Origin of the sequence: Enterococcus sp. MSG3299, assembly GCF_050555765.1 — a bacterium.
GTDB classification, from domain to species: Bacteria; Bacillota; Bacilli; order Lactobacillales; family Enterococcaceae; genus Enterococcus; species Enterococcus faecalis.
Map to the genome: position 1 here is coordinate 1,628,750 of NZ_CP187869.1, position 26,062 is coordinate 1,654,811.

Genomic DNA, 26,062 nt, shown 5'->3' on the forward strand with positions numbered 1-26,062 from the left:
CTTTTACGTTCATGTTAGTTGTTTTTACCAAAAATTCTTAAGAAAGCTAAGAATAAGTTGATGAAGTCAAGGTATAATTGTAATGCGAAGAAAACGGCCATCCCAGTACCTACTTGATCACCTGTTTGCGCATAGACTTGGCGTATACGTTGGTTATCATAAGCAGTAATCCCTGAGAAAATTAGGACCATTAAAATGGAAATAAAGAATTCTACAGCATTACTGTGTAAAAGGAACATATTTAGCAACATCGCAATGATAATTCCGATTAAGGCACTATAAGCGGCATGACCAACTGCTGATAGGTCTTTCTTCGTAAAGACACCTACTAATGACATCGCGCCAAAGGTAGCTGCTGCACTTAAAAATGCGCCGGCCACTGTTCCACCAGTATACATTAATAACGTCACGGATAAAGTGACACCATTTAATAATGCATACGCAACAAATCCTGCAATCGCAATGGTTGGATTCTTCTGTGCTTTTGCGCCTAGATATAAAACTAAGCCAATTTCAACAAGCCAAATCATCCAAAAAGCTAAGCTTGATTTGAATAAAGTAGCTAGAACAGGTAAAAAGACAGTTGTCATTGCATAAGCCATAATTGCGCTAATACCAATTCCTAACGCTAAAAATCCGTAAATTTTGGCATAAAATTTATTCAAACCTGTGCCAGTTTGGATATACTCTTGATTATTCATAAGTTAAAGTCCCTTCTTTCTCTGTTAGTTCATCAATCGTCACTTGGGGTGGTTGAACCATCACCACTGCATCTAACACGCGATTTTCTTGCTCATTAACAGCCTCAACTGAAATGGTAATCACATCTTTCATTTTGTCGACTTTGATTACTTCTAATTGGAAAGTCAATGTTTCGTAATGAAAAACGGGTTCCACAAAGTTCACAGAGAAATTCACAACATGTGAACCTGGTCCTGGTAAATGTTTTGAAATCGCACTAGTGATAATTCCCATCAGCATAATTGATGGTACAATTGGTTTTTCATATTCTGTTTTTTGGGCATAATCATGTTGGATATATAAAGGATTCGCATCATTGGTCAAGCCCAAGTAAAGTAATAAGTCCTTGTCTTCAATTGACTCTGTCAAGGACAACGAATCTCCCTCTTCGATATCTTCGATGGTTTTGCCTAATTTTCTCGGTTTTCCGATATTCAAATTAGTACACCTCCGTTATTGATAAGATAATTGTACCAAAATGTACTTAAAAGGCAAGCTAAAAAGTAGTCTTTAAAGGATGTTTAAACAAAACCAACTTATCTAACATGCTAGCATTCTAAAAACAAACAACGGAACAGGAGCAGCTTCTTATTTTTTGAAGCCAGATACCCCTGTCCCGATTTTGTTTATGTTCTCTTATAAAACGTTTCTAGTTGTGTTACTTAGTAATGTTTCGTAGGCTTGTTCAAATTTCTGAACGTCGCCAGCACCCATAAAGACCACCACTGCATTTTCAAAATCTAGTAAAGGCGACACATTATCTTCGGTAATTACTTGTCCACCTTTTTGAATTTTTTCGCCTAAATCTTCAATGCGTACCTCGCCTTGTGTTTCACGCGCAGAGCCAAAAATATTACATAAGAATACTTCATCTGCCAAATCCAGTGCTTCAGCAAATTCATCCATTAACGCAATTGTTCGTGTAAATGTATGTGGCTGGAAGACAGCAATAATTTCTTTGTCAGGATATTTTTGACGAGCGCCATCAATCGTTGCTTTAATTTCAGCTGGATGGTGCGCATAATCATCAACAATAATCATGTCACTGACTTTTTTCTCGCTAAAACGACGTTTCACACCTTTAAAACTTAGCATTTCTTCTGCGACTTTTTGCATATCAAGTTTTTCAAAATAAGCCACAGCAATCACACCTAGCGCATTCATGATATTGTGATGGCCAAATGCTGGTAAGACAAAATGACCTACAAAATCATCCTTGTGATAAACATCAAAAGATGAGCCTTCCGTTGTTCGTTGAATATTTCGTGCTTGGATATCATCCTCTTCACTGACGCCATAATAATAAACTGGCACTTCTGATTCTAACTGACGAAGATACTTATCATCACCATAAGCAAAAATTCCTTTTTTGACTTGATGAGCCATTGTTTGGAACGCTGAAAAAACGTCCTCAATACTCTTGTAGTAATCTGGATGATCAAAATCGATATTCGTCATAATCGCATAATCTGGTGAATAAGCCAAGAAATGACGGCGATATTCACACGCTTCAAATGCAAAGAAATCAGCATCTGGTTCGCCGTGGCCAGTGCCATCACCTATTAAATAACTAGTTGGATTGATACCACTTAATACATGTGCTAGCAAACCAGTCGTACTTGTTTTCCCATGTGACCCTGTTACAGCAATGCTTGTGTACGGTTCGATAAAACGAGCAATGAAATCGTGGTAACGAATTACTTCTGCGCCTAATTCGATGGCGCGGGCGATTTCCTCATGGGTATCTGGAAAAGCATTTCCAGCAATAACAATCATGTCTTTATCAATATTATCTGCATTAAATGGTAAAATAGGGACACCTGATTTTTCAAGATCCCGTTGTGTAAAGAAATACTCTTCTACGTCTGATCCTTGAACGTTGTAGCCTTTTTGGTGTAAGACCAACGCTAATGAGCTCATGCCAGAACCTTTAATTCCGACAAAATGGTATAATTTGTTCTCTTGATTTCCCATTATAATCCTCTTCTCTGTCACTATATAAAACATACCTTTTTTAAAAAAATTTCAATCATACGAGATTCATTATCGTATAAAACAAAAAAATAATCAACTATTAAAACAGAATAAAAAACTTACATGTTTCAATTCCACATGCAAGTTTCATCTCTTAACTAAAATATTTACTGTTTTCTAATACAGAACTTGAATCTTCTAGCATCCCACTTAATGGTTTATCCAAGATACCCTTTTTCTTTTCTTCTGTCACAGGTGCTTCCGGCTCCACTTGAGCATTCGCTTTAGCTAATTTTTTCCCATAAGCCGTTTGACTTTTAGCATTTTTCTTTGCGGCATTCAAACGGGAACGCGAACGTAAATCCAACGCATCTTCGCCAAAACGTTCTAAGTCTGGTTTGATTTGTTGATATTGTCGTCTAGTTAAAGGAATCTCAGGTTCTGAGGTTGGAATATTAAATTTCCGCACCGTTGGATCTTCTTCCGTATCTTTCACTTGAAAAGCCGTTGGTTCATCATCAAGAATGACATATGAACGCCGATCTTTTTTCATTGCTTTTAGCAACTCTTCTTCAGTAAAACTAGGTTCCTGTTCCTCAGGAATCACAGAAGCCGGGATATATTTAGGAACAAAATAAGAAGGTGTCGTTTTCTGCACTAATGGTGATGCGGCAGGTCTACTTGGTTTCGCTACGACTTCTTTTTTTTTATACGTTTGTGTCCAGCCATTTCCTTTTGGCGTCCCAAAAAGGCTATTATTTTTTTTCGTTGCTTGTTTATTTTTCGTTGCTTTACTAGCATGTTTTGTGTAGTCTGGCAAATTAGAGCGATGACGTGCTAATTGCTCTTGTTGTGCTGCCGTTAATTGTTGTGTTTGTTTATTTGTAGTTGGTTGATTCGTTGTTGGTTGTTGGACAGATGGTGTGCTTTGTCTAGTATCTTCGGCAGGTGTTTCAGTTCTTCTGCTACCAGACATTGTTTTACCAATCAGATCATCTTGAAATAAGTTACGTTCATTATCTGTTGGTAATTTTACGCCCTGTTCATCATCATACGCTGGAAAACGGAAATGTTTTCTCTTCACTTGAGCATTATCCATTGCGGTCATTCCTTTTATTTTTCTTTCTCATTAGTTTAACACATTCTCAATGAATACTAAAGAACTTGCCTGAATTTTTAAGAGAACAAAAAAGAAACCTCCGTTTAAAAAGGTTTCTTTTTTTTATTTATCTAGTTGTAGTTTGGCAAAGTCCGCTTTGACTTGAATGAACGACTGAAATAATTGTAAAAACTGAAAGAGCCGCGCCCGATTTTCAAATTCACTTCTTGTTTGCGGCAATGGTTTTGTGCGATAGGTTTCATAAACGGTCTTAATTCGATTCATAATTTCTTGTCCATCATTATTCTCTGCAAATGTTTCTGCCGTATATTCCAATAATTGTTGAATATAGCGAACTTGTTGCGCATCAACAGTAATATCTTCTAATAATTCCAACATGTTTTTTAGAATATTACTTTGCATTTTTCTCATCGCAAAGTACTCTAAATAATACGTATTGGTAGACAGCAATTGATTCTCGGCATGATTTTTGGCCCACGTCTCGCCTGTGCGAATAAAGGTTTTTAAATCTGCACAATGCATGACCAAATTTCGCTCTCCTGCAGCGTTGTTTAAATGTAGCGCCATTTCCCTTAAAATTTTACGAAACATTGTTTCAATGACTTCTTGGTCTTCTCTTAAACGTTTTTCTGTATCAGGCATATAGGAATTAGCTAATAACGCTAGTCCCACACCAATACTCATTAATAAAAACTCATTTCCAATAATCGCCCAAGAAAGATTTTTTTCGACTAAATAATGAGTTACCAAAACGGAACTCACAACAATCCCATCAGATAATTGAAAATACACAGCTGCTGGAATAAATAATAACAAAAAAATACCAAAAGCAATCGCTGTAAAACCTAAAAAAGTAAAACAAATATACGCTAAAATAGTTGCTAAAGCTAAGGATAACAAACGATAAATTCCTGTCATGACAGATGTTTTTTTCGTGCTAGTAACACTTAAAACTGAAATAATCCCTGCCGAAGGGGCATAAAGTAATCCCAGTTTTTCCGCAATAATCATTGCTAATGCAGCGCTAATGGCTGTCTTGACTGTTCGTAAACCAATTTTCATGCATACTCCCCTTAAAAAATAATAATTCTTCACTTTTCTCTAGTAATTTTACCTCTATTTCGGTTATCATTAAAGAGAAAAGTTATTTAGGAGCGAATATTTATGATAGTGGGTCGATTTCGTTTAGGCATGCGAACGTTAAAAACAGCAATTGCTGTCATGCTGTGTATTCTTTTATTTCAATTTTTCCATCGTGGCTCACCTATGATTGCCTGTTTAGCAGCTGTTTTTTCATTAAGACAAGATTTAAATACTAGTTTGTCTTTTGGAAAATCGCGCATTATTGGAAACACATTGGGTGGCTTTTTAGCTTTGCTTTATGTATTAGCACAAGATTATTTTCCTAATCAACACTTAGTAGAATTACTGCTGCTACCACTTTTAGTCATTATCGTCATCGTTGTTTCTGATGGGATTAATAACAATGCTGGAATCATTTCTGCAACTGCGACACTTTTAATGATTTCTTTAAGTATTCCGCAAAGCGATTCCTTTCAATATGCAATGGAACGTGTGTTGGATACATTCATTGGGACCTTTATAGCGATTGGTTTAAACGTCTTTTTACAACCTAAGCCAGCAGAAGAAGCCCATGAAATTTCTGAAGATTTAGCTGAATTAGAAAAGAAAGAAAAAGAACTAGAAGCTTTACGCCAACAAGTTCAAGCGCGGATTGCTGCAGAAGAAAACACTGACGACAAGGCAAATAAATAAAGAAACAGCCGATTGAAGAGAATAACAATCGGCTGTTTCTTTATAGTTCCCAATTCGTTTTTGCTTGAAAGTTGGCGGCTGCACCAATCAAGTTGGCATCATTTTGATAATGGCAGGTCACGATTTCTGGAACAAAATCTTTTAATTCAAAGGTTTGTAAATGCGTTAGCATCCGGCGATTAATCTCTGCTAATAAGCCTTCTTTAGCAGAAACACCACCTCCGAGTACAATCATTTCAGGATCATAAGAAAACTGTAAGCCGAATAATCCTTGTGTTAAATAATCATAAAAATTATTGACTTCTTCGCGAGCAATCTCATCCCCTCGTTGTGCCAGTTCAAAAACTTCTTCTCCTGTCACCGCCTGTTTTTCGACTCCAATTCGTTCACAATAGCGCTGAGCCATTTTGACAGCTGTGCCAATTTCACTGAATGTTTGGCCATTACTTAAAAAGTTCAGTCCAAACTCGCCTCCATATAAATGAGCGCCTTTGTACAATTCGCCATTGCGAAAAATCGCTCCGCCAATTCCTGTCCCAATAACGACAAAAAGCACTTCTTTTTTCCCTTTCGCCGCGCCTTCATATATCTCAGCTAAACCAGCACAATTCGCATCATTTTCGATAGTCACTGGTAACCCAAACAACGCTTCTAATTCTTCATAAATGTTAAAATGATGAATATATGGAATGGCGGAAATCCCTAAAATCTGTTGACTTTTTTCGTCAACTACTCCAGGTGAACTAAAAGCAACACCACTAATCGACTCATTTCTTTTGTCTGCATAAACCGAATATAAATGCGCTTTCATTTCTTCCCAAGAGCCAGGTGTTGGAAAGCTCCCTTGATTTGTTAATTCTTTGCCTGTCCAAACGCCGTATTTCACGGAAGAACCGCCAAGATCAAATGCTAAAATTGCCATATTTATCCATCCTTTTCTACTTCTGTTTTCTTATTTCTTCGATACGTATACGGTCCATGATAGGTCTCATCAGGATTTTTCGTCAAGCGAAATTTCAACGGAACATAGTCAATGCCGCCTTTAACAAAAGGATGACATCGTAAAATCCGTGCTACCCCCATCGTTGTTCCTTTGACACTTCCATGTGTATGAATTGCATCAATCATATATTGTGAACACGTTGGGTAATAACGACAACGTGCAGGCAATCCTGGAGAAATAAATCGTTGATAAAAACGAACACCGCCGATTAACGGATTTTTCATAAAGTGCCTTCTTTCTAACTAATTCTTACTAAAGAATAGCTTGTTTTTTCATGTTTGGCAAGTCTTAGTTACGAGAAATTACACCAGGTGCACCTATGACGAATTCTTACATTTCTGTTGCTATCCAAATGAAAAAAAACGTGCTACACTATAAAAAAAGGAATGGAGGCTTAGTAAATGGGATTAAAATTTGAACGTTCCAATGACTTAGATAAACTCTTCGATTCTTTCGCCGTTGATCCATTAAAGAAAGAAGTACCTCTTGAAGAACTGGCAAAACAACGACAAGAAGTAAAAAAAGAAGAAGCAAAAAAACAAGCAAAAGAGTAATTTTGCTTGTTTTTTTCTATAGAAATTTTTCAATTGCTGTCCAAGCTGCTTCTTTTCCTTCTTTTGTTTCAGAAGAGAAAATAATAAAGTCATCTTGTTTATCAAAATTCAAGGCTTTTTTGATGACACTCTCGTGTTTGTTCCATTTGCCCCGCGGAATTTTGTCTGCCTTAGTTGCCACAATAATAACTGGCAAATCATAGTATTTCAAAAATTCATACATTTGGATATCATCTTGGGTCGGCGGATGACGTAAATCAATTAAAGAAACGACTGCACGTAATTGCTCACGTTGCGTGATATACGTTTCAATCATTTTTCCCCACTTCGCACGTTCTGTTTTAGAAACTTTGGCATAACCATAGCCAGGAACATCCACAAAGTGTAAGGCATCCTCAATTAAATAAAAGTTTAGCGTTTGCGTTTTACCAGGTTTACCTGAAGTTCTTGCTAAATTTTTACGATTAATCAAGGTATTAATAAAAGATGATTTCCCAACGTTCGAGCGTCCAGCTAAAGCAATCTCCGGTAACTGAGATTCAGGATATTGTTTAGGGGATACCGCACTAATCACGATTTCTGCATTATGTACGTTCATTGTTTTCCTCCGTTCTTCTGTTCAGTCTTTCATTCAAAAGCTTAACAAAAACAGCTCTTTCGGAGATCCGCCGAAAGAGCTGTTTTCAGCTTCAATCTTATACAGCTTCTTTATCTTTTTTGTTATAAATAATTGTTGGTTTACCGGTACCTTCAGCGGCCATTTTAGTAATGATAACTTTTTCAATGCTTTCATCTGAAGGAACATCAAACATTACGTCCATCATAATTTCTTCAATGATTGAACGAAGTCCCCGTGCGCCAGTATTACGTTCAATGGCTTTGGCTGCGATGGCTTTTAATGCTTCTGGTTCAAATTCTAATTTAGTGTCATCAAGAGACAATAATTTTTGATATTGTTTCACCAAGGCATTCTTCGGTTCTGTTAAAATTCGAACCAAATCATCATTCGTTAATTTATCAAGCGCAGCCATTACAGGTAAGCGTCCAATAAATTCTGGAATTAAACCAAATTTCAATAAATCTTCTGGAATAATATGTTGCATGATGCTTTCTTCTTCATTTAAAGCAGAATTAGTTTTACCAAAACCAATAGTTTTTTCGCCTAAGCGGTTTTTAACAATGGTTTCAATTCCATCAAATGCTCCACCAACGATGAAGAGAACATTCGTTGTGTCAATTTGGATAAATTCTTGATGTGGATGTTTGCGGCCCCCTTGTGGTGGTACACTTGCAACTGTTCCTTCAAGAATTTTTAGTAAGGCTTGTTGAACACCCTCACCTGAAACATCTCGAGTAATCGAAACATTTTCACTCTTACGGGCAATTTTATCAATCTCATCAATATAGATAATGCCCTTTTCCGCACGTTCAACATTATAGTCAGCAGATTGTAGTAATTTTAAAAGGATATTTTCAACATCTTCCCCTACATAACCTGCTTCTGTTAAACTGGTCGCATCAGCGATTGCAAAAGGTACATTTAATGTTTTTGCTAACGTTTGAGCCAAGAAAGTTTTACCTGAACCTGTTGGTCCAATTAAACAAATGTTACTTTTTTGCAATTCAACGTCATCTTGAGTTGCAGCTGTTTCTGATTGATTCACACGTTTATAGTGATTGTAAACAGCAACAGAAAGTGTGCGTTTTGCACGTTCTTGTCCAATAACATATTCATTTAAAACATTTAAAATTTCTTGGGGTTTTGGCACATCCGTTAATTCTCGGACTGCTTCATCATAAAATTCTTCATCAATAATCTCTTTACATAGATCAATACATTCATTACAAATATAGACACCCGGACCAGCAACAATTTTTTTTACTTCTTCTTGTGTTTTCCCACAAAATGAACAACGAACGGTCCCGTTATTATCCGTATTGTCGTACATGTTCGTCACCCCTCTAAAAATCAAAAAATGACTGTCATCACAGTCTCTCATCATAATAGCACAAACCACTTTAAAATGCGAACATCTCAGATAGAAAGTTTTATTGTTCTTAGACTTCTTATGGTATACTACATTATATAAAAGCACTTTCATAAAAAGTGATTGTGTTGAAACAAATTGGAGGAATTGTGATGTTAGAACAAATTTTACTAGGTACCTATACTCGAAGAGCCAGCCGAGGCATTTATAAAATTGCATTAGATACGACACAAGGTCGTTTAACAGAAGCGACACTTTTGTTAGAAGAAACGAGTCCTACCTATCTTGCTCTGAGTCAAAAGGGCGAACTTTTTAGCGTCACTAGTGTTGACGGTGAAGGTGGCACTGCCGCTTATCAACCAGAAATGGACCATTTTAATTTATTGAATAAAGTAACTGAAGAAGGTGCACCGCCATGTTATGTAGCTGTTGACGAAAACCGACAACTTGTCTATGCAGCAAATTATCACCAAGGTATCGTTCACGTGTATCGTATCTTAGAAGATGGTGCTTTGGAAGATGCTGACAAAGTGATTCATACAGAGCCAACTGGTCCTCATGAAAATCAAAACAATGCCCATGTTCATTACACAGATTTGACGCCTGATCAACGCTTAGTCGTCTGTGATCTAGGAACCGATCGCGTGTATACGTATAATGTTAGCTTAGATGGAAAGCTTTCTGAAATCGCTCAATTCGTGACTGAGCCAGGGACTGGTCCACGTCATTTAGTGTTCCACCCAACAAAATCATTGGCTTATTTATTTGGTGAATTAGATAGCACTGTTTCAGTTCTTTCATATGATGAAACAGATGGTTCTTTCACTGAATTACAAAAAGTTTCTACTTTACCTGCTGATTATGATGCGTTTAATGGTGGCGCTGCGATTCGTATTTCTTCTGATGGCCGTTTCCTTTATGCTTCAAACCGTGGCCATAACTCAATTGCTGTCTATGCTGTTTCAGAAAATGGCGAAGCGATTGAACGAATTCAATTAATTTCAACAGAAGGCGATATTCCGAGAGATTTTGATTTAGATCCTTCTGAAGATTTCATCGTTGTCGCTAATCAAGACTCTGATAACTTAACACTTTATCGTCGGAACCAAGAAACAGGCTTATTAGAAATGATTCAAAAAGATGTTGCTGTTCCCGAATGTGTTTGTGTTTTATTTGTATAATTAAGTTGACTATTTCCTTGGAAAATAACAGGAGTCAGATGCTAATTAATGTTTGCATCTGACTCCTGTTTTCTTATTTTAAACGATGGATTGCTTCTCTAATTCTTTAACGTATAGATAAAAAGAGCCAAAGTCTAAGCGATTCATTTGTAAAGATTCATGAATTTTTGTGAACCCTTTACTTTCGAAAAATCGAATCATTCTATGGTTAGTATGATTAGTTTGAGCATACATTTTACGTCTTCCTTCCCAGACTGCCCGTTTCTCCAATTCATGGAACAATAAACTGCCATAACCCTTGGCAATATAATTAGGCGAAGTTGCAAAGCGCTTTAACCAAACAAAGTCTTGTTCCTGCTCCATACAGAACGTTGCCATTGAAAAAATCATTTCTTCGTGCACTAGCAAATACAACCGTTTTTTTGTAATGTCTTCTTGGATATCTTCTTGAGAAGGGTAGTCCTTTGTCCACTGTGTAATGCCCACAACATCCATGTATGCCTTTACTTCTGTTAAAAATTGAAGAATCATCGGTAACTCTTTCTCATCAGCCACTCTAATTTTCATTGTTTATTCTCTTAATAAGGTAACAATAGAATCGACAAGACAATCACACTAATAATGCCAATGATGGTCGGTACACTCGTCCGTTTTAAAATTCTGATGGGACTAACTCCTACTGTTGATGCGACAATCATGACAACTGCTGCTACAGGAGAAATCGTTCTAGTTAAATTCGCGATCATCTGCATTGGCAAGGAAATTAAGATGCCATCAATCCCAGCTTTTTCGGCAATTCCAGGGATTAGTTCGATAACCGCATAAAACATTGCCAGTCCACCACCGCTTAAAATTCCAAAAAGGGTCGTTGCACCGCTGAAAATTAAGGTCGTGACAATTCCTGCTGAACTTGATGCTTCGACAGATGCCATAATACTATCAATAATTCCTAACGTTTGAATCGCAGACGTGAACAATGAACCGCCTACGACAAGCATCACAACTTGACTAAACCCTTGCCCCATTCCTTTAAACATCTCGACAGCCGTATCTTGAACCTTTTTAAAAGATTTCAAGCGAAGCGTCTCAACCAATACAGCAATGAAGAAAGAAATAAATGTAAGAACAAAAATATCCATCGTTATTCCTTTAATAAACATTCCTGCGATTCCCACTCCAACAATTAATAATAGCGGTAATATTGGCAATATTGCATAAAATTTAGGAACATCAAATTCTTTTTGTTTGCTTAAGCCTTCTTCATTTAATGAGACATAGGCAGCATCACCTTCTTTTTTATCGCAGTATTTTTGCCAGAAGTACTGTGCAACCGCAATGATTAATAACGATGGCAGCGAAATTTTGGCATTCCATACAACATAATTTAACACATCATAACCAAGGGTATTTGCGGCGATTACGTTATCCGCGCCTAAAGGTGTTGGCATGATAGTTGCCGTCATTGCAATCACACCTGCAGCAGTTAATGATGAAATCCCCATGCTGGCTAGCATCGGATATAATATAGACATTAAAATAATCGCTAAGCTTGATGCACTAGGAACTACTAGTGACATTAAATTTCCAATTAAAAAGACCACAGGAACAAATAACGATTTACGTTTAATCTTCATTAATGGTTTCACCAAAAAGTTGACAGCCATCTGATTGGCCCCGATTGCATTCATATAGCCTGAATAACCAAAAAGAATCATAATTACAATTCCTGCTGAACTCACTTGTGCAATAATTGTATCTTTAAACTTCAAGAAAATATCAAATAATCCAAAACCGGTTCCTTCCCCTGCAGGATAAATGGGATGGCCTAACATCCATGCACATGCAAGTAGAACAAGCGCACCAATAATTAAGCTGAGTGCGGGATGATAATTTTTTACAATCAAATAGGCTACAACAACTAAAACGACCAATACCAATAAACTTTCAATCATACTTATCCTCCTTCAGTTAATTAATCGCTTTCATTTTTTCGACAACCCATTTTTGAAAAGCTTCAACGTTTACATCTATACAGGCAACGGCATTCGTGTTTTTATGATACTTCATTTTTAAATCCGCAACAGTAGCTCCCGCAGCTGGACCTTCCAAAGCAACTTCAATGAACGTTTCAGTTGTCTCAAATAATTCTGGTGAAGTTAAATAGGCAATCGCACAGACATCATGCATTTTCAAACCTGTAGTTAGACTGCCGCCTCTATAATGACGGAAAAGACCATAAAACATTTCCCCAACTCTACCAAGCGCTCTGATGGCTGTTACTTCATGATTCGTTAACACAGCTTGACTTGTAACATCTAATCCTACCATTGTTAGCGGGACACCTGATTGGAAAACAATTTGTGCAGCGTGTGGATCGACATACGTATTAAATTCAGCACTTGTATTTGTATTTCCCCTTGCTAATGAGCCACCCATCATGACGATTTCTGCAATATTTTCTTTGACTTCTGGATAGAGGGTCAGTAACAAAGCAATATTCGTTAATGCAGCAATTGGAACAATGGTCAAAGGAACATCACTAGACAGAATTTCTTTTCGCATAGCTTCCACTGCATGAATATCTAAACACGTAGAGATAGGTTGCGGAAACTCAAAGCCATCCATGCCAGTCTCCCCATGAATCTCAGCAGAATCTTCCAATTGAATAAGTAACGGACAATTACACCCCTTGGCTACAGGAACCTTTTTCCCAAAAAAATCGACAAGTTTCAAGGCATTATTTGTTGTTTTTTCTACATCTACATTCCCTGCAACCGTCGTTATTAAGCGAACTTCTAGGTTAGGATGATTCAGTGCAATCGCTAAAGCTACAGCATCATCAATTCCTGGGTCCGTATCAATAATGATTGGTCTTTTCTTTGTATCCATTTTTCTTCCTCCATTCACATTTAGGAAAAACATTTCCGGAAACGTTTTCTTAATTTGAGATTAACAGCGCTTTCATTAAAAGTCAAGCAGAATTTCTAAATAATAAATAATTAGGCTTTTTCTTGACTTTCTGCTTTTAGAATGCTTACTATAAAAAAGAGTTCAGTGAAAGGACGAAAATGATGAATATTAAAGATATTGCAAAATTAGCTGGCGTTTCCGCTTCAACTGTATCCAAAATTATAAATAATAAAGATCAAACTATTAGTAAAGAAACCCGTGAGCGTGTCTTAAAAATCGTTCGAGATTACAACTACACACCTTACTCAGCAAATCTCGTCACAAATAGTACTACAAAAACCTTCGTGTTATTATTAAATAGCCATGAAACTTTTGAGGCTTGGGTTACGAGCTTTATTGATAAAGCTCAAGAAAATGGCTATAACTGCTTGATTTTAAATAGTCACGGTAGTTTAGAACAAGAACTGAAAAATATTACCTCGCCAACTTTAAAACAAGCCAGTGGCATTATTTGGGACCCAATCAATGAAAACAGTAAACAATACGCGAAATTTATAGAAGAATTAACGATTCCTTACTATTTCGTCAATCACTCAACTAACGAATTACCTTCTCTAGCGGGTCTTTATGAAGAAGCTAGTTATGTTTTAACCCAAGAATTATTACAGAATAACCATAAAAAAATTAGTTATTTCGTCACTAACCCAAAATATAAAGAAGCAATTATTGCAGGCTATAAAAAAGCCTTGTTTGATGTCAATTTACCCTTTAGTAAAGAAAATATTTTAACTACTATCCCTGCTGATTTCAGTAATCAGCTTATCACAGATGGGATTACGGGTATCCTTACTGATGACTATACCCAGGCTGTTTTTTTGGAACAGCTTTTAAAGCAGAGCGGTTTGCGAACCCCCGATAATTACTCTTTACTCGCAATTAAGCGAAAAATTGATCGTTCATTTTTACCTGATCATATTTCTTCCGTCTTATTAGACACAGAGACGTTTGGCAGCCAGTTAGCCTTATTATTGCTTAACAAACGCAAAGAAAAAACAGCCTTGATTAATGAGGCTGAAAAATTGGTGCTAGATCACAAAAATACATTAGGCATGTCTAGTGTTAATCCACATAGCAAAATGATTGTAGTGGGTAGTTTAAACGTTGATAATTATCTGTATTCAACAAATTTACCACATAACGGCAAAACAAATTTTTTGTCTAGCTATGCTAAATTCCCCGGCGGAAAAGGATTAAATCAAGCTGTTGGCTTAACCAAACTGGGCCATCAGGCCACCTTAATTGGTTGTTTAGGCTCAGACACAGATGCGAATTACTTATATAAAGAATTAGAAAAATACCACGTTACGACAGATGGTATCACACGTATTCAAGATACTGAGACTGGTCAAGCTTATATTTATGTTGAGACAAGCGGCGACTCCATGATTTCAATCTTACCTGGTGCAAACACAGCGCTTACGCCTAAAAAAATCGCACAGCAAAAACACCTATTTATGGATGCCAGTTTTTGTCTCATTCAAACAGAAATTCCTTTGTCTGCTGTAGAGAAAGCTTGTGAAATCGCCCAACATTCAGGCGTACCGATTATTTTAAAACCAGCTGCTATTCATCATATTCCAGTGAATATACTAGAAAAGGTTGATTTTTTCATTCCCAATGAAGATGAATTATTGGAACTTCAACCAGATACTGGTACATTAGAAGAGAAAGCGGCGTACTTCTTAGAAATGGGCGTAAAAAATGTCATTGTTACTTTAGGAAAAAAAGGCGTGTTATTAAAAACACCCCAAGTGTGCCACTATTTCACTGCAACAGAAAATATAGCTGTGGATAGTACTGGTGCCAGTGACAGCTTTATCAGCGCGCTCGCCTCCTATCTTTCGAAAGGTTATCCGACTGAAGCAGCCATTCAAATAGCAATTCAGGCTGCAGGATTTTCAGTTTCTAAAGAAGGCGTGATTGATTCTTTAGTTGATCACGTCACTTTGGAAAATTATTTGATAAAAAAAGAACCCGCTCTTTTTGCTCATCGTAACACCTGTGTCGACTGACACAGGTGTTTTCCTGCTGAATATTTTGTTATTTTCTCATAAACCAATGAGAATTGTTCTTTTTTATTACAATTTATTAGGCGAACTATTATAATAAAAGAGAAGTTATTACTAAGGAGTGAGTCTCATCAAAACACAAGATGCCATAAAAACATTTTTACTTTCAAAGAAAACACAAAAAAAATTGGCTGTCTTTTTATACTTAGCAAAACAAACAAACCTTGATTTATCTAGTGTTGCCCGAAAATTCGATCTTTCTACTAAAAATTTATCAATTTATCTTCGTGAAATTCAAGAAGACTTAGCAACCCTTCCTGAAAATACCTTAGAGATTCAGATCCATCACGGAAAAATTTCATTACATACGACTTCCAATGATTTTCTTTCCCACTATTTTTTATTATTTAATTATTACTGTGTCCATTCTACTGACTTCATTCTTTTTCAAGCAATTATCAAAAAAGAAAACAATTCTGTCTGGAAAGTGAGTCAAGAAACTAATTTTAGCTCATCTTACATTTACAAACGGTTAAATAACATTAATAAACTATTTGGTTTGTATGGAATTTCCGTCCATTTTTCCCCCTCCGCGAGTAAAGTGATTACAGGTTCTGAATTTCAAGTCCTATATGCTTTTCTTGATGTCTACTGGACCATCTTTTTAAATACCTTAGCCTTACCACGTTATACCTCTACTTATTTTGAAGATATACTGACGCAACATATTAAACCAGAAATTCTTGAACGCTTGGAACACGCTTCTCTACTAAAATTAAATTTACTTTTACACATCGCAAAATATCGCTTTCCATATACTTGTGAAGATGATCTCCAAAAAGAATTTGAAGAACATCCTTATTTAAGGCTTTTCTCAGACTCAAAACAAACTATTTTTTGTTCCCAATCAAATTTTTCAGAAGATCAACAGCGGGTTGTAGATATCATTGCACCCATTGCCATTGATAATTTTGATTCAGCAAAACGAGCCAAAGATTTACTGGTTGCTCTAAATGAAATTTCTTGCCCAGAATATTTCTACGTTGATTCTTTATTAACCAATTTTTGCGAAGTTTTTCAAATTCCAAAAATGCGTGAATTTGATCGTCATTACTTCTTACTTATTTTATTTAAAAATATTATCTATAACCAATTATTTATTTCGCAGCAACCAAATACCGCAATTCTAGATTTTTTAGTCAATAAAAATAGTACTTATCAAAAAGATTTACAGAAAAAAATTTATGCTTTTTATCGAAACTTTTCAGCGCATTCCCCTTATCAGTTAAGATTTAAGGATCAGGAGAACCCAATTTGGACATGTGAATTGTTGTTACGAATTTATAAGCACTATAGTCCCCGCAAAAAAATTAAAATTGGTGTTGCATATTCTCGCGATTTTTACATTGCTAGCTTTATTATGATGAAAATCAAGCAAGCATTTAGTGAGGATATTATTTTTGAACGAACCGATTTTTCTAGTTGTGATATTGTGATTACTGACTATCCCTTATTTGATTTACCAAAAGAAATAGACCGAATTTACATTTTAGAAGAAGAATTAACCCGAGAAGATTGGGAACTAATTTTCAGTAAAATAAGTATCGCCATTTTTGATTTGCAATATTAAAACAAACATCAAGCGCCAACCTGTCTCACCAGCCATAATGAAAACAAGCGACCTACAAACCACTTCTGCCAGTTTTAGTCTGACAGAAAATAGTTTGTAGGTCGCTTGTATATTGCTGTTCTTTTCTATGTTACCTTCAAAGACAATCTAGTAGCGTACTTCAGTCCTTAAAGTGCTACGCTTCCACTGCCGATCAGTTTTTAAGCCTGAGACAAAAATCCAAAGTGTTTTTTGTCTCAGGCTCTTACATTTTTTCAACAAAGGTATTGCTAGGCGCTACTTGAAGCTGAAAACTATTTTCTCTATCGAGATTCCTCATCAGTAGACTCAAATTTAAAACTTTTTTCTATAAAAGCGACTTCTTTTGCGTATGTTTTTACAAAAGAAGAATAGTCTTTGGGATCTTTGACCTTTTCCAATTGGTCAACAGAGACTTCTAATTCAAATCCTGTCCCATCTTTAAAGAGATAATATTTTGAGATGTCTGTATATCCTTGATTCCGTTTTAAAATATAGCCGGTTTGTACATCAGCAATTTTATCAATTGGATATGCTTTGATAAACTCTTTACTTGTATCTAAATAATCAGAAAGACTGTTGATAAGATTGCCAGAAAGGTACATACCTGCCGATGTATAATAGTCTCTTTTTTCATAAAAACTGATATTGCCTAGATATTTTGTATCTGGATACTCCTCTGTAGAAGGTAAAATTAAAAAGTTCTTTCCGCCACTGGTTTCAATATCGGCATCGCCGATAATTTCTATTTGGTAGCCTTGATTAAATAAAAGTTTATTTTCTTCTATTGTGACTTTTAGTGGTTTTTCTAAATCAACAGGTCCAGTTGTGGTAAGTCCAGCTTCTTTTAAAGGATAAACATCTTCTGATGAAGCGGAGTAATCCCAATAATCATCTTTCTCCGCAAGATCAATATATACTATAAAGCCAATCGCTACAGCAATGCCTATCCAAATAATTTTTTTGTTCTTTTTTTGTTTTTTCTTTTTTTTCGTCTGTGGTTTTACCACTTTTTTATTTGGGTTAGGAAGTTGCTTTACTGTGTCTGTTCTTGTGACAGGAAAAAACGACCATTTTGGCTTTTGAAAAAGCGCATCATATATATCATAAAAATTCTTTTGTTTAGCCATTTTTTCTCTCCACTAATTTTTTTGATAAGGCAATTTCCTCAGATGCTTCGGAGACTAATCTTTCATAATCATCTGTGATACTTTCCGACAACACTCGTATGGTACTTAAGATAGCATTGGTTGCAAGTGTTATTTCTTCTGTTGACAATTTATCTTCTTTAATGCTTAAAAACCGTTCTGATGCTCGTAAAATCTCTGGTATCTTATGATATAAAAAATCACTAAAATGAGTAATTGCTTCAGGATACTTCACTAAGTGTTTAAAGATGCCTTTAGCGGAAGCAACACCCAGTTCTACTTGTTCAATTTTTTTTAAATTTCGTGACTTATTCGTTAGTTCGTTTAAATAAATAATTTGTTTTTTTAATTCGTCCATAATTCTTTGGTACATCTCTAGGTCACTGTCCGTTAGATGGTGCGTCGTTTGATATTTTTTTAGATTTTTTTTATAACGGAAATACGTACGACCATTTCTATAAATAACCCAACCAATGTACCCAGTCCCCACTAACAAAACCATTATCCCATTCAAATCATGTACTCCTTTTTAAATTAGTATATATTACTGAACACATTGTCCAGCTTAAAATTGACAAATAAATATGAAGTGTTACTCCCCCAATTACTTGTGCACTTTTATTGTATCATATAGGAAAATTGTTCTGTTCCGCATTTAGACAAATTGTCTAAATGTCTAAGGAAATCTTTTTTGGTTTAATATGTAGCAAAAAAACACTTGCAAAAATTGATTACTTCTCACAAGCGCTTTTTATTGTCTAAAACAACTATTTACATTTCATTTTATTAAATAGTGAATAAATAAATTACTGCAGCTAATGAAGCACCTAAGATAGGTCCCACAATTGGCACCCAAGAATAAGCCCAATCGGAATCACCTTTTGTTTTCACAGGAATAATTTGGTGCGCTAAACGAGGTCCTAAATCACGTGCAGGGTTAATTGCATAACCTGTAGGTCCGCCTAATGATAGACCTAGTCCTAAGACCAAAATCCCAACAAGCATTGGGTTAATGCCAGCCGCTAAGTCGTTTTGAGAAAAGGCTAGTAAACCAAAAACCAAGACAAATGTGCCGATAATTTCTGTTAAAACATTGGCTGGATAGTTACGGACAGCTGGACCAGTGGCGAAGGTTCCTAAAATAGCACCTTTGTCTTCTGTAATGTTCCAATGGGGTAAATAAGCTAACCAGACAACTAAACCACCAATAAAACCGCCTAGGACTTGAGCTACGATATAAGGTAAAACCATGCCCCATTCAAAGTTTCCAGTAATTGCCATCGCAACTGTTACAGCAGGATTTAAATGCGCTGGACTCATATACCCAGACATGTAAACAGCTAATGTAACAGCAGCGCCCCAACCTAAAGCAATAACGACCCAACCAGAAGCAAAGGCTTTGCTTTTCTTCAAGTTAACTGCGGCACAGACGCCATCCCCTAGTAAAACTAAAATCATCGTTCCGAAAAATTCACCGAATAATTGTGTCATCATCGAAGTTCCCATTTTTTCTTCACCCTACTTTCAAATTTTTTAAATCTGATTCTTCAATTACTTTTTCTAATGTTTCAATGTGTCGTGCTCTTTCTTCCGCTGTCCATTGATAATGCTGTGCCATTTCTTCAATGACTCCCGCTTTCACTTGGTCCAAACGATCACGCATAAATAATAAGTGGTTGGTCCGTCGCAATAAAAAGTCGACGGGTGTTAAAGCCATTTCTTCTTCCATCGCATAGTTTAAAGAGACAGTTTCTGTTAAGGTTAAACCAGGAATTACTTTGGCATCATCAATCATTTCAAAAACAGTTGGTACGTTGGAGCCATATAAATGAGCTAAGTATAGTGCATCCTTTTCACTTAACCCTTTAGACACGCCATGTTTTGCCAACGCTTCTAATTCTTCGTCTACCGTTGCAGGGTTCAATTTTCCGCCTGAAACTGGATAGTTTTTAGAATCAATTAAGGTGAATTCTTTCTGGTATTCTTCTGCTAAGATGGTTTGAATCATTTTCATCGCACCTTCTGCCATTTTACGATAATCTGTTAATTTCCCACCAGCCAAAGTGAGCAAGCCATCCGCTGATCTTTCCAATGAGCTGCCTCGAGAGACAGCTGAAGGATTGACTTTATTTTCCACCAAACTGTCTTCTAGATGGTTTAGGACTTCTTCAATTTCTCGTTTATCTGTTTGGTTTTTTTGGTATCTGTCAACGACATCAATGACTTCATCAATACTTTTATCTGAAAGTTTGCCATTGTTTCCCCCGTTATAATCTGAGCCACCGTTAGCAGAAATTAAAGGTCGTAAGCCAGCCCAGCTGGCTTCAATATCATCAATTGTCAATTGTACCTCTGGATAACGATTATTGACTACTTCCAATAGGTAATCCACATCACTTTGTTCTACTGTTGGATGTTGAAAGTCTCCATGGTAATCTGTATCCGTCGTCCCAAAATATGTTTTTTCTTCTCTTGGAACAACGAAGACCATGCGGCCATCTTGTTTACCTGTATCAAAATACGTTGGTTGAGGAACATTTAAACGGCTTTTGTCGACAACTAAATGAACCCCTTTGGTTGGACGCATTTGTGGTGTAAATGAATCATTTTTGTCTAAGCCTCTTAATTTATCTGACCAAGGACCAGTAGTATTAATCACAACATCTGCGTGAATCTCAAACTGTTCGTCAGTTAGTAGGTCCTTTGCTTGAATGCCAGTAATTTTACCTTCATCATTGTATAAAAAGCCCACCGCTTGAACCCGACTCACAGCATGTGCCCCGTCAGCTACTGCTTGTTTAATATTTTCAATAACTAAACGAGCATCATTATTTCGGTAATCTAAATAAACACCGCCACCTTGTAGACCTTCACTTTTTAGTTGTGGCTCACGTGCCAAAACCTCGTCTTTTGTTAACAAATAGTTGGCGTACTTGGTACCTGTTACATCAGCTAACTGATCATATAAATCCATTGCTATTTTGACAGAAAATAGATTAAATGTTGCATTTGGCTCATCATAAATCGGCAGTAACATGGGATCCGCTTTAGGGATGTGTGGCGCAATGGATTGAACGACGGCTCGTTCTTTCACTGTATCTGCCACCACCTCCACGTCAAACGTTTTCAAATAGCGGATACCACCATGAACTAATTTGGTTGATCGTGAAGAGGTGCCCTCTGCGAAATCCTGCATTTCAATTAACCCTGTCTTCATTTTAGCGGCACTGGCTTGCAGAGCAACGCCTGCGCCAGTAATGCCACCACCAATAATTAAGACATCTAAGTGTTGTGTTTTTAAAGCGTCGATTGATTGTCGGCGTGTTTCTATTGAGAAAGTCATAGAAAATTCCCCTTTTCCATTTACTTATTTTTACGTTTGAATTGTTGGGTAGCTGCTACTGCTTGTTGCCAACCTTCATATAAATCTTCTCGTTCTTCTTCCGCCATAATTGGTTCAAATTGTTGTCCTTCTTCTTGGAATGCTTTGATTTCTTCTAAGTCTTTCCAGAAGCCAACCGCTAAGCCCGCCAAGAAAGCTGCGCCTAAGGCCGTTGTTTCTAAGTTATGGGCTCTTTGAACAGCAGTGTTTAAAATATCTGCTTGGAATTGCATCAAGAAATCATTGTTTGCTGCTCCACCGTCTACTTTTAAGACGGGAATATCTATGCCTGTATCTTCTTTCATCGTGTCAATAATGTCACGAACTTGATACGCAACTGCTTGAAGTGTCGCTTTGACAAAATCTTCTCTCGTGGTACCGCGTGTTAATCCAAAGACAGCCCCACGCGCTTGTGAATCCCAATATGGTGCGCCCAAACCAGTGAATGCCGGAACCACATAAACTTCATTGTGTCCTGTTGACGCTTTGGCTACTGCTTCAGATTCAGCAGCCGTTTGCAACATTTTTAAGCCATCTCGTAACCATTGAATCGCTGAACCAGCCACGAAGATACTTCCTTCCAAGGCATAATATACTTTGCCGTTAATGCCATAGCCAATAGTGGTAAGCAGATTATTTTTAGAAAGTTGAGGTTCTTCGCCAGTGTTCATGACAATAAATGAGCCTGTTCCATAGGTATTTTTAACCATCCCAGGTTCAAAGGCCATTTGACCAAATAAAGCGGCTTGTTGGTCACCAGCCATCCCAGCGATAGGAACTTCACTTCCGTAAAAATGGTAATTTTTTGTTAGTCCATACACTTCAGAGTTCGAAACGACTTTCGGTAACATCACTCGTGGGATATTTAAAAGATCCAAAATTTCTTGATCCCAATCTAAATCATGGATATTAAACAACATCGTCCGACTTGCATTTGAATAATCAGTGACATGAGTATCTCCCGTTAATTTCCAAACGAGCCAAGTGTCAATTGTTCCAAACATCAATTCTCCATTTTCTGCACGTTCTTGCGCACCTTCTACGTGATCTAAGATCCAACGAACCTTCGTTGCTGAGAAATAAGCATCAATGATTAACCCAGTTTTTTCATGAATCATTTCGCTGTAGCCATCTTCTTTTAGTTGATCAGCAATAGGTGTCGTTTGGCGTGATTGCCAAACAATTGCGTTATAAATTGGTAACCCAGTTGCTTTGTCCCAAACAACGGTTGTTTCCCGTTGGTTTGTAATCCCAATTCCGGCAATATCTGTAGGTTTCACTCCTGACTCAATTAAAGAACCTGCAATAACGGATTGAACAGAATTCCAAATTTCATTGGCATTATGTTCCACCCAACCTGCATTAGGGAAATATTGAGTAAATTCCTTTTGTGAACTACCAATTTTGTTTCCTTTTTTATCAAAAATAATTGCACGAGAACTAGTCGTTCCTTGATCAATCGCCATAATGTATTTTTCTTCTGCCATGATAATTCCTCCTAAACGTTTTTTGAAATCGTTTTCTTTATGTTCCTATCTTACAAATAAAAGAATAACTAAACATGTCAAAAACTTTTTTTATTTTAAAAAAATTGAAAGGATTTCTACTAAAACCAACAAAGATAACGCTTTCAATAATGCTTTTATTATCTCTAATTTTTCAATAAAAAGAAACATTTTTGTTTAAAAAAGCCTAATTTTCGACTTTTAGTTGTAAAAAGGCTGGTGCGAGGATCAGACAATTTCCGTCACACCAACCTTTTGTTTATTTCTCCCGCAAGGTGCGTATTTTCTTTTTTAATTGTTGCACATCATAGGTCGAACTTAATTCTGACAAAACATAGACTTCCGGTGTTCCTTGATAGCTCGTTTGCTGATAATTGGTCACAATTAAATCATATGTTTGTTCAGGCTGATACCTCTCCACCAGCGTGCCATTCATATTTTTAAGACTAAGCATTAATACTTGTGTTAACGCCGCTTGATAAAGAGCATCCATTGCTAAATGAATTCCAATTTTTATTTCACCAATCATTTTAAATTCAATTAATGCCAACACGCTTAAATATTTGACCAGAGAAAGTTCATGCAAACTATCTCCTGGTTGATACGTTTCATCAAAACAAGCTAAAGCTTTTTCTAATAACGTTGTTGAAAAAGAAGCTAATTCCCGACTAGATAATTGCTGTTCTTTTTCCCAGATATGGGCCCGATCAAAAACTTCCAATTCTCCTTTAAAAAAATACAGTTTTCCATGAATTTGTGAAAAATAGTAATCCATGGTTTTCTCAAGAGTAGGTTCAAATTTATGGGGCCGATAATACAAGACCACATTTTCCAAGATAAACGTATCAGCTAAAGAAACAGCGGAACGACGTCCCCGAATTAAGGAATATTCATCAAAAGCTGATTCTGGTAAGACCGACATTGTGATTAGAAAAACAAAATGAATCATGCTTTCTCCTTCGTCTAATTCTAATGAATAGCGACTAGAAAAACGGAAAAACAATTGTCGAACTTGCTTAAATAACGGATCTTCTTTAAAATCAATCATTTTCTTTCTCAATTGTTGATATTTTTTTGAAGTGACCGCTAGGCGCTTTTTCGTAATACTCAACCAAAGGCTAACTTTTAACGCATTATGTTCATTAAAAGTAAAACCTAAGCCAGTCTCAATCCCTTCAATTATCCGTTTATTTAACGGGGACATCGTTTTTTTCTGGTGTGTTTCATAGGGAGTAATATACCAATACAACTGAAAGTAAAAGTAACGAATCTGCAATTCTTCTCCCTGTAGTTGTCCATTTTTTATTTGCAAATCAAAGGCGGCTAACAATTGATTGAGTTCCTTAATCTTTCGAAATAAAGAAGACTCACTAATCATAAATTTAGTCGTTAATTGAACAATAGAAAACTCTTTATTACGATATAAATAATCTAAAAGTTGAAATTTAAGAGACTCTTTTACAAATGCTTCAATTAAATGATTCAACGAAAAAAAATCCGATAAGGTGATTGATAGCTGTTGGCCATCATAAGTAAGCTGACAATCCTGTCCAAAAGGTTTCAAAAAATAATGTAAATCCTCTAAGTCTTTTTCAAAGGAGGCTTTTGTGACCGCTAAAAATGCTGTTAAATCAGAGACTGAGCAGGTGCCGCCTGCTAAGATGGTTTGTTGCAACGTTAATAATTGTCGCATCGCTTTCTTTTCCAATAACGTCTCAACTTTCATCGTTCTCTCTCCAATAAGCCGAAGCACCCATCAAATTTGTAATATCATAAATATTGGTTAAGGAAGGTTGATAAAAATAATCTTTTTGTAATAGGTCTGTCAGTGTCTGACCTGTTTGGATACTTAATGCTAACGTATTTATTTTTTCTAAACAGTTATTTTTTGAACAAAGCTGTGCACCAAGGACCCGTTGCGTCACTTTATCATAGATTAATTTGCCTAAAATTTCTGTCCCATGTTGTAGAGGCGGCGCTGGCTGTCTAACAATTATGGAAGCAAGTGTTTGCGGAAAAAATAAACCTTCCGTTTCGGTTAGACCTGTACTAGCAAGGTAATAGTCCCCCACTTTTGTTCCCATTGTTCGCAAAGAGCCAATGAATCGGTGTGTTTTTTCTTCTAAATTGTTGGCGACTACTAAGCCAGTTCGTACCGCATTGTTCACTAACGGAGCATAAAAAGTTTCCGCGACTGGTTCATTCATAACTGAAATGCAATCACCGATGGCAAAAACATTCGGCACTGAAGTTTGTAAATAAGCATCCACCGCGATTGTCTGATCCAGATTCCGTTGAATTTTTTTATCCAAATAGGCTAATTGAGGATGTAAGTTTAAAGCAAAAATCCCACTGTCACAAGAAATTTCCTGCTCGCTTGTTTCAAGAACAATACCATTTGCTGTTTCTTCAATTCCTAGGACCGTTTCTTCAAAATGGAAAATTACTGCTTGTTTTTCCAAAGATTTTTGAACTTCTGCGACCATTTCTTTATCAAAATATTTAGGCAATAGATTTTCCAAGCTTTCAAAGACATGGACCGTTTTCTTCATTTTCACAAGAAAATCAATAGCTTCAATTCCAATGGGTCCTGCACCAATGACGGCTACTGTCTGGCTCTTTTCCAGTAATGGAACAGCCGCTAAAGCACCTGATAAAAATTTATATTTGAGTAGTTTTTCTGTTTGACTACCACGAATTTGCGTGGAAAACTGGCTCGCGCCTGTCGCTAAAATCAATTTATCATAAGAATACCACTGTTGCTCTTCCTTTTGTGCCCAAGCAATCAATTGGTTCTCAACATCCATTGCCACGACTTCTCTATTTAAAAGCAACTGAATCTTTTGACGACGTAATTCCTCTTCCGTTATGTAACGTGATTCGTGTAATTCATTGATGGTATGATTAAAATACGCACTTAAGCCACCAGATAAATACCCCACTGTTGCTTGTTTGTCAATTAAAGAAATTTCTGCTTGGGGATATTTTTTCCTTGAAGCAATTGCTGCGGAAATACCTGCGAATGATGCACCAATAATCACAATTTTCATTTGTTTCCTCCTC

General features: G+C 36.5%; 24 protein-coding genes. 5 read left to right on the top strand and 19 right to left on the bottom strand.

Annotated features, from left to right (window positions below; genetic code table 11):
• Positions 1–14 precede the first annotated feature (14 nt).
• From IGL23_RS08015 to IGL23_RS08035, 5 genes are all read right to left on the bottom strand, one after another.
• Positions 15–701: a Bax inhibitor-1/YccA family protein gene (locus IGL23_RS08015; RefSeq protein WP_033595425.1), complete on the bottom strand. Its 687-nt coding sequence runs from the start codon at positions 699–701 to the stop codon at positions 15–17.
• Positions 694–1,179: a MaoC/PaaZ C-terminal domain-containing protein gene (locus tag IGL23_RS08020; RefSeq protein WP_002357164.1), complete on the bottom strand. Its 486-nt coding sequence runs from the start codon at positions 1,177–1,179 to the stop codon at positions 694–696. Before IGL23_RS08020 ends, IGL23_RS08015 begins: the two co-directional genes overlap by 8 nt.
• Before the next feature lie 198 nt (positions 1,180–1,377).
• Positions 1,378–2,715 carry a UDP-N-acetylmuramate--L-alanine ligase gene (gene murC / locus IGL23_RS08025; protein WP_002357163.1) on the bottom strand — a complete coding sequence of 446 codons (1,338 nt, stop codon included), beginning with the start codon at positions 2,713–2,715 and terminating at the stop codon, positions 1,378–1,380.
• A 154-nt stretch (positions 2,716–2,869) separates the two neighbouring features.
• Positions 2,870–3,823 (bottom strand): hypothetical protein, encoded by a 954-nt coding sequence (locus IGL23_RS08030; protein ID WP_050443337.1) that lies wholly within the window; start codon positions 3,821–3,823, stop codon positions 2,870–2,872.
• Positions 3,824–3,937: 114 nt separating this feature from the next.
• Positions 3,938–4,897 carry an aromatic acid exporter family protein gene (locus IGL23_RS08035; RefSeq protein WP_002360063.1) on the bottom strand — a complete coding sequence of 320 codons (960 nt, stop codon included), beginning with the start codon at positions 4,895–4,897 and terminating at the stop codon, positions 3,938–3,940.
• Between the two features lie 102 nt (positions 4,898–4,999).
• Here IGL23_RS08035 and IGL23_RS08040 point away from each other — a divergent pair, with 102 nt between their 5' ends.
• On the top strand, positions 5,000–5,611 hold the full coding sequence (locus IGL23_RS08040; protein ID WP_002365791.1) for an FUSC family protein: 612 nt from the start codon (positions 5,000–5,002) through the stop codon (positions 5,609–5,611).
• A 40-nt stretch (positions 5,612–5,651) separates the two neighbouring features.
• Here the strand turns inward: IGL23_RS08040 and IGL23_RS08045 are convergent, their stop codons facing one another.
• Both IGL23_RS08045 and yidD read right to left on the bottom strand, forming a co-directional pair.
• Positions 5,652–6,533 carry an ROK family protein gene (locus IGL23_RS08045; protein ID WP_002360061.1) on the bottom strand — a complete coding sequence of 294 codons (882 nt, stop codon included), beginning with the start codon at positions 6,531–6,533 and terminating at the stop codon, positions 5,652–5,654.
• A 2-nt stretch (positions 6,534–6,535) separates the two neighbouring features.
• Complete coding sequence (gene yidD, locus IGL23_RS08050; RefSeq protein ID WP_002357157.1) at positions 6,536–6,838, bottom strand: membrane protein insertion efficiency factor YidD; 303 nt, start codon at positions 6,836–6,838, stop codon at positions 6,536–6,538.
• Positions 6,839–7,015: 177 nt separating this feature from the next.
• On the opposite strand from yidD, the gene IGL23_RS08055 reads away from it, so the two are divergent.
• The gene (locus IGL23_RS08055; RefSeq protein ID WP_002357156.1) at positions 7,016–7,168 is read left to right on the top strand and encodes an SPJ_0845 family protein; all 153 of its coding nucleotides are present in this window, start codon (positions 7,016–7,018) and stop codon (positions 7,166–7,168) included.
• 16 nt (positions 7,169–7,184) lie between these two features.
• Here the strand turns inward: IGL23_RS08055 and yihA are convergent, their stop codons facing one another.
• Together yihA and clpX are read right to left on the bottom strand one after the other, a co-directional pair.
• A complete protein-coding gene (yihA, locus tag IGL23_RS08060) occupies positions 7,185–7,766 on the bottom strand; it encodes a ribosome biogenesis GTP-binding protein YihA/YsxC (protein WP_002357155.1) in 582 nt (193 codons plus the stop codon).
• Between the two features lie 97 nt (positions 7,767–7,863).
• On the bottom strand, positions 7,864–9,117 hold the full coding sequence (gene clpX, locus IGL23_RS08065; protein ID WP_002357154.1) for an ATP-dependent Clp protease ATP-binding subunit ClpX: 1,254 nt from the start codon (positions 9,115–9,117) through the stop codon (positions 7,864–7,866).
• Between the two features lie 191 nt (positions 9,118–9,308).
• On the opposite strand from clpX, the gene IGL23_RS08070 reads away from it, so the two are divergent.
• Positions 9,309–10,337, top strand: a complete 1,029-nt coding sequence (locus IGL23_RS08070; protein ID WP_033595429.1) for a lactonase family protein — start codon at positions 9,309–9,311, stop codon at positions 10,335–10,337.
• A 78-nt stretch (positions 10,338–10,415) separates the two neighbouring features.
• On the opposite strand, the gene IGL23_RS08075 is transcribed toward IGL23_RS08070, so the two are convergent.
• Genes IGL23_RS08075 through rihC form a run of 3 tightly spaced genes read right to left on the bottom strand, consistent with a single transcriptional unit; the run spans position 10,416 to position 13,259 of the window.
• Complete coding sequence (locus IGL23_RS08075; protein WP_033595431.1) at positions 10,416–10,904, bottom strand: GNAT family N-acetyltransferase; 489 nt, start codon at positions 10,902–10,904, stop codon at positions 10,416–10,418.
• Positions 10,905–10,915: 11 nt separating this feature from the next.
• Positions 10,916–12,289 (bottom strand): C4-dicarboxylate transporter DcuC, encoded by a 1,374-nt coding sequence (dcuC, locus tag IGL23_RS08080; protein WP_002374557.1) that lies wholly within the window; start codon positions 12,287–12,289, stop codon positions 10,916–10,918.
• 16 nt (positions 12,290–12,305) lie between these two features.
• Positions 12,306–13,259, bottom strand: coding sequence for a ribonucleoside hydrolase RihC (gene rihC, locus IGL23_RS08085; protein WP_025190406.1), 954 nt, complete (start codon positions 13,257–13,259; stop codon positions 12,306–12,308).
• A 146-nt stretch (positions 13,260–13,405) separates the two neighbouring features.
• Here rihC and IGL23_RS08090 point away from each other — a divergent pair, with 146 nt between their 5' ends.
• Positions 13,406–15,319 carry a PfkB family carbohydrate kinase gene (locus tag IGL23_RS08090; protein WP_033595433.1) on the top strand — a complete coding sequence of 638 codons (1,914 nt, stop codon included), beginning with the start codon at positions 13,406–13,408 and terminating at the stop codon, positions 15,317–15,319.
• Positions 15,320–15,437: 118 nt separating this feature from the next.
• Entirely contained in the window at positions 15,438–16,946 is a 1,509-nt protein-coding gene (locus tag IGL23_RS08095) for a helix-turn-helix domain-containing protein (RefSeq protein ID WP_002364143.1), read from the top strand.
• Positions 16,947–17,248: 302 nt separating this feature from the next.
• On the opposite strand, the gene IGL23_RS08100 is transcribed toward IGL23_RS08095, so the two are convergent.
• From IGL23_RS08100 to IGL23_RS08130, 7 genes are all read right to left on the bottom strand, one after another.
• Positions 17,249–18,094, bottom strand: a complete 846-nt coding sequence (locus IGL23_RS08100; protein ID WP_002381766.1) for a hypothetical protein — start codon at positions 18,092–18,094, stop codon at positions 17,249–17,251.
• A complete protein-coding gene (locus IGL23_RS08105; protein WP_002398629.1) occupies positions 18,087–18,614 on the bottom strand; it encodes a 5-bromo-4-chloroindolyl phosphate hydrolysis family protein in 528 nt (175 codons plus the stop codon). Before IGL23_RS08105 ends, IGL23_RS08100 begins: the two co-directional genes overlap by 8 nt.
• Positions 18,615–18,898: 284 nt before the next feature.
• Positions 18,899–19,618, bottom strand: coding sequence for an MIP/aquaporin family protein (locus IGL23_RS08110; protein ID WP_002357140.1), 720 nt, complete (start codon positions 19,616–19,618; stop codon positions 18,899–18,901).
• 7 nt (positions 19,619–19,625) lie between these two features.
• Positions 19,626–21,455: a type 1 glycerol-3-phosphate oxidase gene (gene glpO, locus IGL23_RS08115; RefSeq protein WP_002379559.1), complete on the bottom strand. Its 1,830-nt coding sequence runs from the start codon at positions 21,453–21,455 to the stop codon at positions 19,626–19,628.
• 20 nt (positions 21,456–21,475) lie between these two features.
• Entirely contained in the window at positions 21,476–22,981 is a 1,506-nt protein-coding gene (glpK, locus tag IGL23_RS08120; protein ID WP_002357138.1) for a glycerol kinase GlpK, read from the bottom strand.
• Positions 22,982–23,258: 277 nt separating this feature from the next.
• The gene (locus IGL23_RS08125) at positions 23,259–24,725 is read right to left on the bottom strand and encodes a helix-turn-helix domain-containing protein (protein WP_033595435.1); all 1,467 of its coding nucleotides are present in this window, start codon (positions 24,723–24,725) and stop codon (positions 23,259–23,261) included.
• Complete coding sequence (locus tag IGL23_RS08130) at positions 24,715–26,049, bottom strand: FAD-dependent oxidoreductase (protein ID WP_033595437.1); 1,335 nt, start codon at positions 26,047–26,049, stop codon at positions 24,715–24,717. The genes IGL23_RS08125 and IGL23_RS08130 overlap by 11 nt, the downstream gene beginning before the upstream one ends.
• Positions 26,050–26,062 lie beyond the last annotated feature (13 nt).

Bases quoted from the DNA above. Each gene is read 5' to 3' on its own strand.
- IGL23_RS08015 (WP_033595425.1), bottom strand. From the start codon at position 701: ATGAATAATCAAGAGTATATCCAAACTGGCACAGGTTTGAATAAATTT.
- IGL23_RS08040 (WP_002365791.1), top strand. From the start codon at position 5,000: ATGATAGTGGGTCGATTTCGTTTAGGCATGCGAACGTTAAAAACAGCA.
- murC (WP_002357163.1), bottom strand. From the start codon at position 2,715: ATGGGAAATCAAGAGAACAAATTATACCATTTTGTCGGAATTAAAGGT.
- IGL23_RS08030 (WP_050443337.1), bottom strand. From the start codon at position 3,823: ATGACCGCAATGGATAATGCTCAAGTGAAGAGAAAACATTTCCGTTTT.
- dcuC (WP_002374557.1), bottom strand. From the start codon at position 12,289: ATGATTGAAAGTTTATTGGTATTGGTCGTTTTAGTTGTTGTAGCCTAT.
- IGL23_RS08035 (WP_002360063.1), bottom strand. From the start codon at position 4,897: ATGAAAATTGGTTTACGAACAGTCAAGACAGCCATTAGCGCTGCATTA.
- clpX (WP_002357154.1), bottom strand. From the start codon at position 9,117: ATGTACGACAATACGGATAATAACGGGACCGTTCGTTGTTCATTTTGT.
- IGL23_RS08130 (WP_033595437.1), bottom strand. From the start codon at position 26,049: ATGAAAATTGTGATTATTGGTGCATCATTCGCAGGTATTTCCGCAGCA.
- IGL23_RS08070 (WP_033595429.1), top strand. From the start codon at position 9,309: ATGTTAGAACAAATTTTACTAGGTACCTATACTCGAAGAGCCAGCCGA.
- IGL23_RS08055 (WP_002357156.1), top strand. From the start codon at position 7,016: ATGGGATTAAAATTTGAACGTTCCAATGACTTAGATAAACTCTTCGAT.
- yidD (WP_002357157.1), bottom strand. From the start codon at position 6,838: ATGAAAAATCCGTTAATCGGCGGTGTTCGTTTTTATCAACGATTTATT.
- glpK (WP_002357138.1), bottom strand. From the start codon at position 22,981: ATGGCAGAAGAAAAATACATTATGGCGATTGATCAAGGAACGACTAGT.
- IGL23_RS08125 (WP_033595435.1), bottom strand. From the start codon at position 24,725: ATGAAAGTTGAGACGTTATTGGAAAAGAAAGCGATGCGACAATTATTA.
- glpO (WP_002379559.1), bottom strand. From the start codon at position 21,455: ATGACTTTCTCAATAGAAACACGCCGACAATCAATCGACGCTTTAAAA.
- IGL23_RS08090 (WP_033595433.1), top strand. From the start codon at position 13,406: ATGATGAATATTAAAGATATTGCAAAATTAGCTGGCGTTTCCGCTTCA.
- IGL23_RS08110 (WP_002357140.1), bottom strand. From the start codon at position 19,618: ATGGGAACTTCGATGATGACACAATTATTCGGTGAATTTTTCGGAACG.
- IGL23_RS08105 (WP_002398629.1), bottom strand. From the start codon at position 18,614: ATGGTTTTGTTAGTGGGGACTGGGTACATTGGTTGGGTTATTTATAGA.
- yihA (WP_002357155.1), bottom strand. From the start codon at position 7,766: ATGAACGTACATAATGCAGAAATCGTGATTAGTGCGGTATCCCCTAAA.
- IGL23_RS08045 (WP_002360061.1), bottom strand. From the start codon at position 6,533: ATGGCAATTTTAGCATTTGATCTTGGCGGTTCTTCCGTGAAATACGGC.
- rihC (WP_025190406.1), bottom strand. From the start codon at position 13,259: ATGTTTTTCCTAAATGTGAATGGAGGAAGAAAAATGGATACAAAGAAA.
- IGL23_RS08100 (WP_002381766.1), bottom strand. From the start codon at position 18,094: ATGGCTAAACAAAAGAATTTTTATGATATATATGATGCGCTTTTTCAA.
- IGL23_RS08075 (WP_033595431.1), bottom strand. From the start codon at position 10,904: ATGAAAATTAGAGTGGCTGATGAGAAAGAGTTACCGATGATTCTTCAA.